13 protein-coding genes are annotated in these 15,367 nt (G+C 65.9%); 11 read left to right on the plus strand and 2 right to left on the minus strand.

All coding sequences use genetic code 11. From position 1 onward, the window contains the following. Positions 1-22: 22 nt before the first annotated feature. From WG901_RS03455 to WG901_RS03490, 8 genes are all read left to right on the plus strand, one after another. Positions 23-2,548, plus strand: a complete 2,526-nt coding sequence (locus WG901_RS03455; RefSeq protein ID WP_339585608.1) for a penicillin-binding protein 1A — start codon at positions 23-25, stop codon at positions 2,546-2,548. 146 nt (positions 2,549-2,694) lie between these two features. Next, the gene (locus WG901_RS03460; protein WP_339585609.1) at positions 2,695-3,252 is read left to right on the plus strand and encodes a MarR family winged helix-turn-helix transcriptional regulator; all 558 of its coding nucleotides are present in this window, start codon (positions 2,695-2,697) and stop codon (positions 3,250-3,252) included. Between the two features lie 4 nt (positions 3,253-3,256). After that, complete coding sequence (locus WG901_RS03465) at positions 3,257-4,825, plus strand: AMP-binding protein (RefSeq protein WP_339585610.1); 1,569 nt, start codon at positions 3,257-3,259, stop codon at positions 4,823-4,825. A gap of 64 nt (positions 4,826-4,889) precedes the next feature. After that, a complete protein-coding gene (locus tag WG901_RS03470; protein WP_339585611.1) occupies positions 4,890-5,360 on the plus strand; it encodes a MarR family winged helix-turn-helix transcriptional regulator in 471 nt (156 codons plus the stop codon). Beyond that, a complete protein-coding gene (locus WG901_RS03475; protein ID WP_339585612.1) occupies positions 5,357-6,433 on the plus strand; it encodes a phosphotransferase family protein in 1,077 nt (358 codons plus the stop codon). Before WG901_RS03470 ends, WG901_RS03475 begins: the two co-directional genes overlap by 4 nt. A 134-nt stretch (positions 6,434-6,567) precedes the next feature. Further along, a complete protein-coding gene (locus WG901_RS03480) occupies positions 6,568-7,890 on the plus strand; it encodes an acyl-CoA dehydrogenase family protein (RefSeq protein ID WP_339585613.1) in 1,323 nt (440 codons plus the stop codon). Next, entirely contained in the window at positions 7,890-8,630 is a 741-nt protein-coding gene (locus WG901_RS03485; protein WP_339585614.1) for an SDR family NAD(P)-dependent oxidoreductase, read from the plus strand. Before WG901_RS03480 ends, WG901_RS03485 begins: the two co-directional genes overlap by 1 nt. Continuing rightward, positions 8,630-9,610, plus strand: coding sequence for an NADPH:quinone oxidoreductase family protein (locus tag WG901_RS03490; RefSeq protein WP_339585615.1), 981 nt, complete (start codon positions 8,630-8,632; stop codon positions 9,608-9,610). The genes WG901_RS03485 and WG901_RS03490 overlap by 1 nt, the downstream gene beginning before the upstream one ends. Here WG901_RS03490 and WG901_RS03495 read toward each other — a convergent pair whose 3' ends face one another. Next, positions 9,611-10,660: an AraC family transcriptional regulator gene (locus WG901_RS03495; RefSeq protein WP_339585616.1), complete on the minus strand. Its 1,050-nt coding sequence runs from the start codon at positions 10,658-10,660 to the stop codon at positions 9,611-9,613. A gap of 361 nt (positions 10,661-11,021) precedes the next feature. Here WG901_RS03495 and WG901_RS03500 point away from each other — a divergent pair, with 361 nt between their 5' ends. Both WG901_RS03500 and WG901_RS03505 read left to right on the plus strand, forming a co-directional pair. Further along, on the plus strand, positions 11,022-12,053 hold the full coding sequence (locus WG901_RS03500) for a helix-turn-helix domain-containing protein (protein WP_339585617.1): 1,032 nt from the start codon (positions 11,022-11,024) through the stop codon (positions 12,051-12,053). 118 nt (positions 12,054-12,171) lie between these two features. Beyond that, positions 12,172-12,510, plus strand: coding sequence for a hypothetical protein (locus tag WG901_RS03505; protein ID WP_339585618.1), 339 nt, complete (start codon positions 12,172-12,174; stop codon positions 12,508-12,510). Positions 12,511-12,707: 197 nt separating this feature from the next. On the opposite strand, the gene WG901_RS03510 is transcribed toward WG901_RS03505, so the two are convergent. Next, positions 12,708-13,517 carry an enoyl-CoA hydratase/isomerase family protein gene (locus WG901_RS03510; RefSeq protein WP_339585619.1) on the minus strand — a complete coding sequence of 270 codons (810 nt, stop codon included), beginning with the start codon at positions 13,515-13,517 and terminating at the stop codon, positions 12,708-12,710. Positions 13,518-13,681: 164 nt separating this feature from the next. Between WG901_RS03510 and WG901_RS03515 the strand changes: the two genes are divergently transcribed. Next, a complete protein-coding gene (locus WG901_RS03515) occupies positions 13,682-15,358 on the plus strand; it encodes an FAD-binding protein (protein ID WP_339585620.1) in 1,677 nt (558 codons plus the stop codon). The last annotated feature ends 9 nt before the right edge of the window (positions 15,359-15,367 follow it).

Consider the following 15,367-nt stretch of genomic DNA (forward strand, 5'->3'; position numbering starts at 1 on the left):
CACGCGATAAAGGCGGCGGGCAATGGCTGAGAACGCATCGTCCGACGGCGAGAACCTGAACTATCGCATCCGCCGCGAGGCGAGTGGCGCCTGGGGATGGCTGCGCGGTACCTGGCGCGAAAAGCGCTGGGTGCGGTGGCTGGGCTATGCCGGCGGTGGGTTCCTCGCGATCTTCATCGCGGCCTGGCTGCTCGTCGCACGCGATCTGCCCTCTGCCGACAAGCTGCTCGACTATCAGCCGCCGTTGCCGACGATCGTGCGCGGGATCGACGGACAGATCGTCTATTCCTATGCGCGCGAACGCCGCGTCCAGCTGCGCTTCGTCGATTTCCCGAAGCAGTTGACCGATTCCTTCCTCGCGGCCGAGGACAAGACCTTCTGGACCCACGGCGGCGTCGACTATCCTGGTCTGGCCGGCGCGGTCATCGACTATGCATCGAAGCTGGGTTCGGGCCAGCGCGCCAAGGGCGGCTCGACGATCACCCAGCAGGTGGCCAAGAACATCCTGATCGGCGACGAATATTCGGTGACGCGCAAGCTCAAGGAAATGATCCTCGCGCGGCGTATCGAATCCACGCTGAACAAGCAGCAGATCCTCGAACTCTATCTCAACGAGATCCCGCTCGGTCGGCAGAGTTTCGGCGTCCAGGCCGCGGCGCGTGCCTATTTCGGCAAGGACGTCGGCGAGCTCAAGCTGCACGAATCCGCATTCCTGGCGATCCTGCCCAAGGCGCCCGAGCGCTATGGGCGTGCCAAGAACGCCCAGATGGCGATCGAACGCCGCAACTATGTGCTCGAGCAGATGGTCTCGAACGGTTGGGCGACCCGGGAAGCCGCGGACGAGGCCAAGGCGCAGCCGCTCGGCATCATCGGCCGCCGGGTCGAGACCTACGATCCGTCGATGGGTTATTTCGTCGAGGAAGTCCGCCGCCAGCTGATCCAGAAATACGGCGAGAAGGCCGAGCAGGGGCCGAACAGCGTTTACGCGGGCGGGCTCTGGGTGCGCGCTTCGGTCGATCCCGAAATGCAGAAGGCCGCGCAGGATTCGCTGCGCGCAGGCTTGCTGCGCTATCACGGCGGCATGGGTTGGCGCGGTCCGATCGAGCATGTCGATATCGATGGCGACAAGTGGCAGACGCAGCTCATCACGCTCAACAAGTCGATCAGCTATCAGGACTGGCGCATAGGCATCGTCATCGCCCGTGAAGGCGCCAGCGCCTCGATCGGTTTTCCCGATGGCAAGACCGGCCGTCTTACGGGGCTGCCCGACAAGCTGCGCGCCGGCGACGTGATCGCGGCAGCGCCCGTAGGCGGCGAAACCTATGCGGTGAAGACCATTCCCGAGGTCTCGGGCGGCATGCTCGTCGAGAGCCCGGCCGATGGCCGCGTCGTCGCGATGCAGGGCGGGTTCGACGCGGGGCTCGCCTCGTTCAACCGCGCCACCCAGGCGCTGCGCCAGCCGGGTTCGACGATCAAGCCTTTCGTCTATGCGACGGGGCTCGACTTGGGCATGACCCCGGCGACGATGGTCTCGGACGGGACCTTCTGCGTCTATCAGGGAACCGCCGGGCAGAAGTGTTTCCGCAACTTCGGTGGCGGTGGCGGTGGCGGCACGCATACGATGCGCTGGGGGCTCGAGCAGTCGCGCAACCTGATGACCGTGCACATCGCCAACGACGCGGGCATGGAGAACGTCACGAAGACGTTCCAGCGCGTCGGCATCGGCAAGTACCAGAACTATCTGTCCTTCGCGCTCGGCGCGGGCGACACGACCGTGATCCAGATGGTCAACGCCTATGCCGCGCTCGCCGCCAACGGCGTGCAGTATCCGGCTTCGGTGATCGACTACGTCCAGGATCGCAACGGCAAGGTCATCTTCCGCGCCGACAACCGCCGCTGCACGACCTGCAACATGGCGCAGTGGGACGGCAAGCCGATGCCCCGCTTCGAGCCGCGCGGCAAGCAGGTGCTCGATGCCCGTACCGCCTATCAGGTGGTCCACATGCTAGAGGGCGTTGTCCAGCGCGGCACCGCGGTGGTGCTGCGCGATCTCAAGATTCCGCTGTTCGGCAAGACCGGCACGACCACGGGCCCGACCAATGTCTGGTTCGTCGGCGGTTCGCAGAAATACGTCGCCGGCGTCTATCTCGGTTACGACAAGCCGCGCTCGCTCGGCGGCTATGCCCAAGGCGGCCGCATTGCCGCGCCGATCTTCAAGCAGTTCGTCCAGGCGACGCGCAACCGCTGGAGCGAACTGCCTTTCGTCGCGCCCGAGGGTGTCCGCATGGTCCGCATCGATCGCACGAGCGGCAAGCGCGTGTTCGGCGTCGAGCCTGGCAGCGATCCTAAGGCCGGCGTGATCTGGGAAGCCTTCAAGCCCGATACCGAACCCTCGCGGGCGACGCGCGCCGACGAACTCTCAAAGCAGCGCTCGGCGCTGCTGGCCGCGATCCAGCGCGGACGGCAGGCGCGCCAGCAGGATGCCCGCGATGCGGCCCGTTCCGCGGAATCGGCCGACTTCGCCGAGGAGCAGGGCGGGGTCTACTGATCGCGCCCGTCTTCGGGAGACGTTGACACTCGGGTTCCCATAAGTTCATCTTCCTTACCAATTGTCAGGCGGCAGGCATTCGCTATCGTTGCCAGGCGATAACAAAAGGGATGGGAATGGGACCGAGGCATAGTTTCTGGAGCGTGTTGGGACCGGCGGAAGCTCCGAAATTCGGACCGGGTTCGCGCGCTGCACGGGGCGGCGTCAATCCGCCGGTCGCAAATTCCAGCGATGACGAGACTCAGGCCAAGGTCACCGAACTCGTCACCATCCTGGGCGAGGCCCACCGGATCGGCGTGCGCCTGCTGCAGATGTTCGCACGCGTGCGCGATGACTCGGGGCTTTCGGGCATCGAGGTCCTGACCCTGATCGGCGTAGCCAACGCGTCGCGGCCGCCGACGGTACCGCAGATGGGCCGCTCGCTGGGCCATCCCCGACAGGTGATCCAGCGCGCCGTCCGCGTGCTCGAGGAGGAAGGGCTGGTGGAGCTTCGGCCCAATCCCGGCCACAAGCGCGCCGCGCTGCTCGTCGCGACCGAGAAGGGACGCGCGCTGGGCGGCACGATAGACGCCCAGTCGGCCGAGATCATCGCCGATCTCACCGACGGGCTCGACCTCGACCTCGCAGACCTCGCGGCTATGAGCGACAGCCTGGTGACCTTGCGTCGCCGGATCGACGGCCGGCCTGCCGAACGGGCCGACTGAGCCGATGCCGGGCTTCCATCCTTCGCACCACGCCCGGACCATTCCCGATGCTGCCGCCATGGTCATCGCCGATACGGGCGAGGTTCTGACCTACCGTCAGCTCGATGAAGGCTCGAACCGTTTCGCGCAGTTCCTGCGCTCGCTGGGGCTCCAGCCCGGCGATCGCATCGCGCTGATGCTACGCAATTCGCCGGCTTTCCCGATCGCCTATTGGGGCGCGACGCGCTGCGGTGTGTTCGTCACCTTGCTCTCGACCCATCTCAAGCCGGTCGAGGCGGCCTATATCCTCGGCGATTCCGCTTCGCAGGTGCTCGTGCTCTCGGCTTCGCTCGGCGAGACGCCGCGCGTGCTGGCCCGAGAGCGCGAGACGCTGATCCCAGGTGTGGCGACCCTCCTCTATGCCGATGACGAGCCGATCGAAGGCGCCGGCTCGCTGCGCAACGCGCTCGCGGGAATGCCGCCGGTGCCGGTGGCCGACGAGATTTCCGGCTTTCACATGATCTATTCGAGCGGCACGACCGGGCGGCCCAAGGGCATCGTCCTGCCATTCACGCCAGGGCCGATCGACGAGTTCAATGCGCTCGAAGGCGGCATATCGCGTTATCACGAGATGGACCCGCTCGTGTATCTGAACGTTGGCCCGCTCTACCACGGCGCGCCGCTCTCGTGCATGATCGTGGCGCAGCGCCTCGGCGGCACTTTCGTCACCCAGCGCAAGTTCGATGCCGAAGGCGTGCTCGCGGCGATCGAGAGATATGGCGTCACGGCCGCGCAGTTCGTGCCGACCATGTTCGTGCGCATGCTGGCGCTGCCCGACGCGGTGCGGGCCGGCTACGACCTGTCGACCTTGCAGATCGCCATCCATGCCGCAGCGCCGTGCCCGGTCGAGATCAAGCGCCAGATGATCGCCTGGTTGGGACCGATCATCCTGGAATATTACGGCAGCACCGAGGGTGTCGGCGCCACTGCGATCAGCGCGGAGGAATGGCTGTGCAAGCCCGGCTCGGTCGGGCGGTCCTCGCTCGGCCCGATCCACATCTGCGACGAAGAGGGCGAAGAATTGCCCGCGGGTGAGCCGGGTCTGATCTGGTTCGAGGCGCTGCCTGGGCGCGGTGTGAACTATCTCAACGACGCGGCCAAGACCCGGGCCGCGACCCATCCACGCCACGCCGACTGGTTCTCCGTCGGCGACATCGGGCGGCTCGACGCGGACGGCTATCTTTTCCTGACCGACCGCAAGGACTTCATGATCATCTCGGGCGGGGTGAACATCTATCCGCAGGCGATCGAGGACTGTCTGATCGTGCATCCCAAGGTGCTCGACGTCGCGGTGATCGGCGTCGCCGATCCCGAATACGGCGAGGCGGTGAAGGCGATCGTCCAGCCCAAGGACTGGGCGGAGGCAGGGCCCGCGCTCGAGGCCGAATTGCGCGACTGGGTCAAGAACCGCATATCGAAAGTGACGCAGCCCAAGACCTACGAATTCGTCGAGGAGCTGCCGCGTATACCTTCGGGCAAGCTGGCCAAGCACGAACTCCGCAAGCTCTACGGCAATCCGGTGGCGGTGGTGTAATTCCCCGCCCGCGGCACGAGAGGAATAAATTGACACGATCATGTCAAACCGACACGATCGGAGCATGCATGGCAAATTCGATTCCCGACATCCGCTGGTGGGCCTCTCGGACGAGCTGATCCGGCTCAACGGCCGTCTCAAAGGAATGTTCGCTGGCGCGCGCCGGTCCGAAGGACTTGGCGATTCCGAGCTGACGGTACTCAACGCCGTGGTCGAGGCCGATCGCGCGCCGACCGTGCCGCAGATCGGCCGTTCGCTCGGCCAACCGCGCCAGATCGTCCAGCGCGCGGCCAATTCGCTGATCGAGGACGGTTTGATCGAGGTCGAGCCGAATCCCGACCACAAGCGCGCGGTGCTGCTGCGCGCGACCGCGCAGGGCGTGGCGCTCAAGCGTGAGATCGACGCGCGCGCCGATGCCATCGCCGAGGAGATCGCCGGCAGTCTGGACGCCGATCTCGTCCGGCGCGCGGCCGGCCTGCTCCACGACATCCGCAAGGAACTCGAAGCGCGGCTGCGGACGGGGGAGAGCAAATGACCAGCATGACCTACGATCTCGACGAGCTGGCCCCCAAGGGGCCGCTGACCGAATGGCTCGACGCGCATGTGCCCGAGCTCGGCAAGGGGCCGCTCGAGACCTCGGTGCTCAGCGGCGGCACATCGAACGTCGTGCTGACGCTCAGCCGCGGCGAAGAGCCGATGGTCATGCGGCGTCCGCCGGCGGTGCCGCCGCCGGGCGCGGAGAAGGGCGTGCTGCGCGAGGCGCGGATCCTGACCGCGCTGGGCCAGACCGAGGTGCCGCATCCGCGCTGCTACGGCGCCTGCGAGGACGTGTCGGTCGCGGGCGCACCGTTCTATGTCATGGAGAAGGTGCGGGGCTGGGCGCCGAACCTGCGCGACGAGAAGATCTGGAACGAAGCACCGTTCGATCAGATGCCCTACGAATACGGCATTCCCTTCGCGATCGTCGACGGGCTGATCGCGCTGGCCAATGTCGATTACGAAGCGATCGGGCTCGGCGACTATGGCAAGCCGGGCAAGTTCCTCGAACGTCAGGTCGATCGCTGGTCGGGCCAGCTCGCGAGCTACAAGGAGCGCTACGGCTACGCAGGCCGCCATCTCGAGGGCTATGCCGAGACCGAGGAATGGCTGCGCCAGGCCACGCTGCCCCAGGAAGTGCGCGGCATCATCCACGGCGACGTCGGCACGCCCAACATGATGTTCCGTCACGGCCCGCCGGCACGGCTCGCGGCGATGATCGACTGGGAGCTCTCGACGATCGGCGATCCGATGATCGACATGGGCTGGTTCACCGGCGGCATGCGCGACGAGGACTATCCCGAAAAGGAGTTCCCGACCGCGCTCAACAACCCGGCGAACTTCCCCACCAAGCAGGAACTGGCGCGCTACTACTGCGCGGGCACGGGCCGGGACATTCGCGATTTCGAGTGGTTCTCGCTGCTGGCCAAGTTCAAGTCGGGCTGCCTGCTCGAGTACAAGGTGGCGCAGGCCGAGGCGGGAATCCTGCCCAAAGAAACCGGCCGCTTCTTCGCGCGGATCGTCGAGAACGTGTTCAAGGAAACCAAGGCGCAGATCGCACGGATGCAATAACCGCAGCGCCACACATCCATCGTCATGCTGAACGTGTTTCAGCATCCATCTCTCCGCTGGCCCGACCTGAGCTGGACGAGAAATGGACCCTGAAACACGTTCAGGGTGACGGCTCATTTTCAAGGAGAGGTCAGATGATCGATTTCAGCATCGAACCCGAATTCCAGGCCAAGCTCGACTGGATGAACGCGTTCGTCCGCGAGGAATGCGAGACGATGGACCTGCTCTGGCCCGAGATGGGCGCCAATTTCGAGACGCACCGCGCCGACGCGCGCCGGCACCTCAAGCCGCTGCAGGACCAGGTCAAGGCGCAGGGCCTCTGGGCCTGCCACCTCGGGCCGCATCTCGGCGGGCCCGGTTATGGCCAGGTCAAGCTGGGACTGATGAACGAGATCATCGGCCGCTCGTCCTGGGCGCCGACCGTGTTCGGCACGGCCGCACCCGATACCGGCAATGCCGAAATCCTCGCGATGTTCGGCACGCCCGAGCAGAAGCAGAAGTACCTCGGCCCGCTAATGGACGGCGACATCGTCTCGTGCTTCTCGATGACCGAGCCGCAGGGCGGCGCCGATCCCGGCGAGTTCACGTGCAAGGCGACCCTGGTCAAGAACGACAAGGGCGAGGACGTGTGGGAGATAGAGGGCGAGAAGTGGTTCTCGTCGAACGCCAAGCTGGCGACCTTCCTGCTCGTGATCTGCGTTACCGATCCCGACAAGCCGCTGACCGAGCGCATGTCGATGTTCATCGTCCCCACCGACACGCCCGGCATCAACATCTTGCGCAATGTCGCCATCGCCGGCGACCGCGATCCCGAGAACGGCCACCACGCGCACATCCGCTATGAAAAGGTGCGCGTGCCGTTCGACCATATGCTCGGCGAGCGCGGCGGCGGCTTCAAGGTGGCGCAGGCGCGGCTCGGCGGTGGGCGCATCCACCACGCCATGCGCACGGTCGGCATCTGCAACCGCGCGCTGGAGATGATGCTCGAACGCGTGGTCTCGCGCCGCACGCGCGGCCGCACGCTCGGCGATCACCAGATGGTACAGGACAAGATCGCCTCGTCGATCGTCGAGCTCGAGGCCTTCCGCCTGCTCGTGCTCAAGACCGCCTGGATCATCGACGAGGTCGAGGAAGGGCGCCTGCCGCACGGATCGGCGCGCAACCATATCGGCATGTGCAAGATCGGCCTGGTGAAGATCTACCACGACGTCGTCGGCCGCAGCCTCGAACTGCACGGCTCGCTGGGCATCAGCCTCGATCTGCCGCTGGCCAAGTGGTACGGTGGGCACATGTCGCTGGCCTTCGCCGACGGGCCGACCGACGTGCACAAGTCGCAGCTGGCGCGCGCCTACATGAAGAAGGCCAAGCCCGTGGACGGCATTTTCCCGAGCGAGCACATTCCGACACGTACCGCGGCGGCGCTGGCACGCTATCCGAATGCGCGGGACGCCAAGTGATGGACCCGCTGTTCGACTTTACCGGCAAGGTCGCGCTCGTCACCGGCGGTTCGCGCGGGCTCGGCTACCAGATGGTCAGGGCCTTCGCCGAGCGCGGCGCCGACGTCATCATCGCCAGCCGCAAGCTCGAGAACTGCGAGGCCGTCGCCGAGGAAGTTCGTGCGCTGGGCCGCAAGGCGCTGGCGGTGTCCGCCCACGTCGGCCGCTGGGCCGAGTGCGATCGGCTGATCGAGGAGGCCTATGCCGCGTTCGGGCGTGTGGATATCCTTGTGAACAACGCCGGCATGAGCCCGCGCAGCCCGAGCCACGAGGTTTCGGAGGCCTTGTTCGATTCCGTCGTGAACCTCAACTTCAAGGGGCCGTTCCGCCTCGCCAGCCAGGTCGCGCATCGCATGAAGCAGGCAGGCGGCGGCTGCATCATCAACGTGACCTCGTCGGGCTCGCTGATGCCTCTGCCCGAGACCGTCCCTTACGGTTCTTCGAAGGCCGCGCTCAATGCCATGTCGAAGAGCCTGGCCTGGGAATATGCGCCCGAGGTGCGGATCAACACGCTGTCGCCGGGGGCCTTCCGCACTGACATTGTCGAGGCCTGGCCCGACAAGGGGCAGGGGCCGATAGCCATCCCGCGCGGCCATGCTGCCAATCCCGAGGAGATCGTCACCGCTGCGCTGTTCCTGGCGAGCCCGGCTTCGGTCAACGTCACCGGCTCGCTCGTGCGCTGCGATGGAGGACAGCACTGATGCCCCGCGCGATTATCGCCGACGCGTTTGGCCCGCCCGAAGTCTACGAAATCCGCGAGCATCTGACGTCCGAGCCCGGCCCTGGACAAATCCGCGTCGCGGTGAAGGCGATCGGCATTTCCTACGTCGATGTGCTCACCGCCGCGGGCAAGTACCAGGTCACGCCGCCTTTGCCCTTCATTCCTGGCAGCGAATGCGCGGGGGTTGTCGAGGCCGTAGGCGAGGGGGTCACCCACCTGGCCGTCGGCGACCGCGTCATGGGCTCGAGCTTCGGCGGCATCTTCGTCGAGCAGGGCACTTTCCGCGCCTCGAGCTTCAACAAGGTGCCCGATGCGCTGAGCCTGGAGCAAGCCGCGGTATTTCCGCCAAGCTACACCACCGCCTTTCACGCGCTCAGCGATCGCGGGCGGCTGCAGTCGGGCGAGACCCTGCTCGTGCTCGGCGCGGCCGGAGCGACTGGCGTGGCCGCGATCCAGACCGGCAAGGCGCTCGGCGCGCGGGTGATCGCTTCGGCTTCAAGCGAAGAGAAGCGTGAGCTCTGCCGCGAGGCGGGCGCCGATGCCGTGGTCAACACGCGCAGCGAGGACTGGCGCGGCGAGGTCAAGGCGGCGGCCGGCGGGCGCGGAACCGTCGACGTCGTGTTCGATCCGGTCGGCGGCGACATGACCGATCCGGCCTTCCGCACGCTGGGCTACGACGGGCGTTATCTGGTGATCGGATTCACCGGCGGGATTTCGGCGCTCAAGACCAACCTGCCGCTGGTCAAGACCGCGAGCCTGATCGGCGTCCAACTCCGCGCCTTCGGCGAGGCCGAGCCGGCCAAGGCCCAGGCCAACTTCGCCAAGGTTCTCGAGATCGCTGCGACGGGCGCGCTCAAGCCTGCGATCGGCCAGGTCTACGCCTTCGACGATTTTCGCGCGGCAATGAACGCCGCCTTCAAGGGCGAAGGCGCGGGGCGTGTGGTAATGAGAGTCGGCTGATCAACAGGCCGCGCGGAACTGTTGCGGGGTCAGCCCGGTCCAGCGCTTGAAGGCGCGACCGAAGCTGGTCTGCTCGCCATAACCCAGGCGATCGGCGATCTCGTCGAGTGTGAGCTGGCGCTGCGCGAGGTGCGACTTGGCGAGCTTGGCGCGCTGGCCCTCGACCAGTTCGGAGAACTTGGCGCCTTCGCCCGCGAGCTTGGCCTGCAGGGTGCGCACAGAAGTGCCGATCTTGTCGGCGCAGCGCTCGATCGTGCAATTCCCCGAGGCCAGCGAGCCACGAATGTAGCTTTCGACGCGGTCGATGATCGACTGGCTGTGCGAGGACTTCACGGTCTGGAGATAGGAACCGAGCAGGCGGAACAGCACGCGGTTGGCGCTGGGCACGACCTGATCGAGCGTATGCACGGGAAAGGCGATGGCGTTGTGCCGGCTGTGCGAGATGACCTTGCAGCCGAGCACGCGCTCGAGCTCGGGCAGATCGCTGGCGCGGGTGTCGGCCGAGAGGCTGATCCACGAAGGCTTGAAGCCTGGACCGCCCATCGCCTGGAGCAGCTTCACGTTGAGCATCGCCGCCTGGTAATTGGCCTGGTCGTTGACGCCGATGTCGGTGTTGACCAGCCAGGCGAGTTCGGCGGTCTCTCGCCCCTCGATCAGCACGACCTCGCAATCGGGCGCGTGGACCACGGGCAGGAAGTCGATCAGGCAGCGGATGCCCGCGCGCACGGTGGGCGCGGCGCGGCAGAGCGCGGTGACGCAGCCGAACACCTCGGGATCCTGCGCGATCGCGATGTGCAGGCCGAACAGCGGATCGTCGAACAGCGAGCTGCAGTATTCGAGCGTGTCGGCGAGCTGCTGCGGCGCGATCAGGCTTTCGGGATCGGTCAGCACGCGCGCTTCCATGCCGTAGCGTTCGACGATGCCGCGCGCGTCGCGGCCGCGCTGGCGCGCGACATCGGCGAGCCCGCTGAAATTGGCGGCCCGGCACTGGCCGCCGCCCGGCGCTATGTCGAGCGGCCCGTCGAGGCTGAAGAAGCTTTCCTGACCCATGGATCCCGTTCTCCCGGCCGGTCATTTGGCCGGCTATCTGTAGCGTACAATATCGACGGTCTCGCGCAAAATGCCAAGAGGGGGACTTGTCTGTGGCCGCAGGCGCAAGCTCCTTCGATAGGAAGTGCGATTGACTGTCGGTGCAAAGGGCACGCGGAGATCGGCTTTCGCAGGTGCAGCACGCGACTGCCGTCAGAGCAAAGTCCGATATGGAGGAATGGGGCCGAACGCGCCGATCAATCCGCCGGCTGCGCCAAATGTCGAAAGCGATGCGTCGCGTGCGTAGCGAGCGGCGGGGGTTGGCCTATGAAAGGCTCATAAGAAGGGCCGCGCATGTGCGCCCCACACCGGGAGAGACCCCATGGCGGAGACCCTGTTCTCCTTCGATCGTCGCAACTATCGCGATTGCCAGGACAAGTTCCGCGGCGACCGCGATCAGGAATACTATCGCGGCGATTTCTGGATCGAGGACGCTTCGACGATCGAAGTGCGCTCCGAGCGCAAGGCGGTCGGCGCAGTGTCGATCATCAAGCAGCGTTCGGCGACGAACCTCGGCTTCCGGCGCACGCGCCAGCACATCCGCGAGGATGCGACCGACCTGTCGATCCTGTGGTTCGTCAAGCACGGCAAGCTCGCCTTCTCGAACCAATGCGGCAACAAGATCGCGCAGCCCGGAGATTTCGCGATCACCCGCTCGATGTCGCCGTTCTTCATCGAGTGCGTCGTCGATTCGGAATCGGTGCACGAACTGCTCCACGTCACCGTGCCGACGCACATTCTGCGCGCGCATATCCCGCAGGATTTCTCGACCGGGCTGTTCATGCCGGCCAATCGCGCCGAGCTGGCGATTGCCGAGAACATCCTGACCGACGTCTTCGAGGATGACGGCTCGCTCGGCGAGGATTCGGCGCGCGTGCTCGTCGAGACCGCGTTGACCCTGATCGGCAATGCCGTGCGCACCAGCGAGGAAGCTGCGCCGGCGCGCCAGACGATCGCCGACCGCCGTCTGCAGGACGTGCTGCGCTTCATCGAAGTGCATCTGTCCGATCCGCAGCTCTCGACCGCGATGGTCGCCAAGGGGTGCGGCATCAGTCCGCGCTATCTCTCGTTCCTGCTGCGGCTCAAGGGCACCTCGTTCTCCGAACTGGTCTGGGAACAGCGGCTCGAGAAGGCGCGCAACTGGCTCTCGGCCTCGGATCCGCGCGACATCTCGATCAGCGAGATCGCCTATGGCGTCGGTTTCAAGAGCCCGGCGCATTTCAGCCGCATGTTCAAGCGCGTGTTCAAGGTGAACCCGCGCGAGTTCCGCGGCGAATGCACCGAACATTCGAGCCTGGCCCATGCCGACGAGCACGACGTCTTCGCGGAATTCGAAGGCGGTACGCTGCAGTAAGATCCTAGGCCTTCGTACGGTAACGGCCGGGCGGTATCATGCTCGGCCGGCGCCGCATGCTTGCATCGTTTGAAACCATCGCCGATGGTAGTGCGCGCTATCTGAGGAGGATGTCACGATGCCCAAAGTCAAACTTGTCGCCCTGACCACGCCGCTGCCAGGCAAGGAAGCCGAGTTCAACGACTGGTACCAGAACAAGCACCTCGGCGAGATCACGTCGGTGCCCGGGTTCGAGGGCGCCCAGCGGTTCCAACTCGTCGCCAAGCTCGCGGGCAATGATCCCAACACCTACCTCGCGATCTACGACGCCGATGTCGAGGATCCGGGCGCGCTGCTTGCCGGCATGGGCGCACTGGCGCAGTCGGGCAAGATGACCCCGCCGGACTTCCAGGACATGGCCACGACCTATACCGCGCTGTTCACCGAATGCGGCGAATACGTGAAGGCCGGGGGCTGACGCCATCTCCTTCCCCCTTGATGGGGGAAGGATGCGAAGACTTGGGCGCTTGCGCCCTAGTCGTAGCTGGATGGGGGTGAGGCTGCCGCAGACGCAGCGCTCGCCGGCCACCACACCCCTACCCAACTTCAGCTAGGCCGCTGCGCAGCCAAGCTTCCGTATCCCTCCCCCATCGAGGGGGAGGGCGTTCGTCTTGCTCAACGCTGCCCGAACTTCGGCGCGCGCTTTTCGCGCAGAGCGGCGATGCCTTCGAGGTGGTCGGCGCTGCGCACCGAGACCGATTCATAGGCGATACCCGCGTCCATCACGGCGGCGGCGAGGCGCTTGAGCTCCAGATTGGTCAGGATCTTGGTCGCGCGGATCGCGCCCGTCGCACCGTTCAGCAGCTTGGCGCAGAACGCATCGACCGTCGCGTCGAGCTCTTCCTTGGGCACGCACTGGTTGATCAGGCCGATCTCGGCCGCCTTCTGGGCAGTCAGGATCTCGCCGGTGAACAGGTACTCCTTGGCGCGGGCGAGGCCGATGCGCTGCGCCCAGATCACCGCGCCGCCATCACCCGCGACGAGGCCCAGACCGACGTGGGGGTCGCCGATTTTGGCGCCCTCGGCGCCGATGACGATGTCGCACATCAGCGCGATCGTCGCGCCCAGGCCGACGGCGTGGCCGTTGAGCCGGCAGATCACCGGCTTGTCGATGTCGAGCAGGGTCGAGATGATCCGCTTCGCCTGGCGCGCTTCGTGATCGAACAGCACGGGATTGGCGGCGTTGCGGGCGATATGTTCGAGGTCGCCGCCCGCCGAGAAGCCGCGGCCCGCGCCGGTGATCACGACCACGTCCGAGCCGGTGTCGCCCTGGGCGAACCAAAGCGCGTCGGGCAGTTCGTCGTGGAGTTCGAGGTTGATCGCGTTCATCGCCTCGGGACGGTTCAGGGTCAGGCGCAGCAGGCGGCCTTCGCGGGCGAACTCGATCGTCTTGAAAGTCGGCAGGGCCTGGGCAGTATCGGACATCTTTGCGGTCTCCCTAGTCGGCGCCCTCATAGAGCTTCGCTTTTGCCGGGCCAGCCAAAATCTTCGCGAGTGCGATGGTGCGCCGGGTTGCCAAGGTCAAGCCGGCATGCTGAACAGGCGCGCAGCAAGATTGGGCGCGGAAACGCGCGACGGAGAGGATCAAGATGGCGGATTTCGACGAGACGTTCGATTGGGTGGTCGTGGGCTGCGGCGGCGGTTCGATGAGCTCGGCGCTGTTGATGCGCCAGGCCGGCAAGTCGGTCGTGATCCTCGAGAAGTCGCCTTATGCCGGCGGCACCACCTGCAAGTCGGGCGGCGTGATGTGGTTGCCCAACAACCCCTTCATGGAGCCGGGTGAGGACAGCACCGAGAAGGGCATCACCTATCTCGACGCCGTCGTCGGCGATGATGCCGACGCGCCGGGCACCAGCCACGAAAAGCGCCTGGCCTACATCACCGAAGGCCGCAAGATGATCGAGTTCCTGGTCAAGCAGGGCGTCCAGCTCCGCCGCGGCTCGGTGTTCTGGCCCGACTATTACGACGAATATCCGGGCGGCTGCAAAACCAGCCGTACGATCGTCGCTGAACCGTTCGACAAGAACGAGCTCGGCGATTGGGCGCCGAAGCTGCGCAAGGGCTTCCTCGAAGTGCCCGTGCTGCTCGACGACGGCATGAAGCTTCCGTTCATGAGCACGGGCAAGAAGCTGGGCTTCTTCGCCAAGACCGGGCTCAAGGTCGTGCTCGGCAAGCTTACGGGCAAAAGCTACGTCACCGCCGGTGCCGCGCTCCAGGGCCGCATGCTCAAGGCCGCGCTCGGCGCCGGCGTCGACATCCGCGTCGAGACCCCGGTCAACGAGCTGATCATCGAGAACGGCAAGGTTCTCGGCGTGGTCGCGAGCAAGGACGGCAAGCCCTGGCGCGTCGGCGCGAACCTGGGCGTGCTGGTCAATGCCGGCGGCTTCTCGCGCAACCAGGAAATGCGCGACAAGTACATGCCCGGTACCAATTCGGCCTGGTCGATGACCAACGAGGCCGACGAGGGCGACATGCACCGCGAGATGGAGCGCCATGGTGGCGTGCTCGCGCAGATGGACCAGATGGTCGGCTTCCAGATGACCCGCGCGCCGGGCTGGGAAAACGACTACGTCGCTCCGGGCGCCCAGGCGGTCACGGCCAAGCCCCACGCGATCCTCGTCGACCAGACGGGCGTGCGCTATCTGAACGAAGGCGGTTCCTACGAGGAATATTGCGAGCGCATGGTCGTGCGCAATCGGACGTCGCCGGCCGTGCCGAGCTGGGCCGTGTTCGATCGCCAGTATATCGAACTCTATCCGCTGGCGGGCGGCGGCCAGGGCAAGATTCCGCAGAAGTGGCGCGGGACCGGCTATCTCAAGGAAGCCGCGACGATCGAGGAGCTGGCCAAGCTGATCGACGTCGATCCCGCGACGCTGCGTGCGACGGTCGATCGCTGGAACGGTTTCGTCGACAAGGGTGTCGACGAGGACTTCCACCGCGGCGAGCGCGCCTATGACGAATTCCTGGGCGATCCGCGTCGCGAGAAGCAGTTCCGTTCGCTCGGCCGCATCGACAAGGGGCCGTTCTATGCGGTCGACGTCGTTCCGGGCGATGTCAGCACCTATGGCGGCGTCGTCACCGACGTGAACTCGCGCGTCCTCCGCGGCGACGGTTCGGCGATCGAAGGGCTCTACGCCACGGGCGTCTCAACCGCTTCGCCAATGGGCAAGATCTATCCGGGCGCCGGCGCCAGCGTCGGTCCGTCGATGGCCTTCGGTTGGATCGCCGCAAAGCACGCCGCGGGCCTCGACAACGCCCAGCTCTGAGATCGGCGG

The organism is Novosphingobium anseongense, assembly GCF_037482895.1.
Classification (GTDB): Bacteria; Pseudomonadota; Alphaproteobacteria; order Sphingomonadales; family Sphingomonadaceae; genus Novosphingobium; species Novosphingobium anseongense.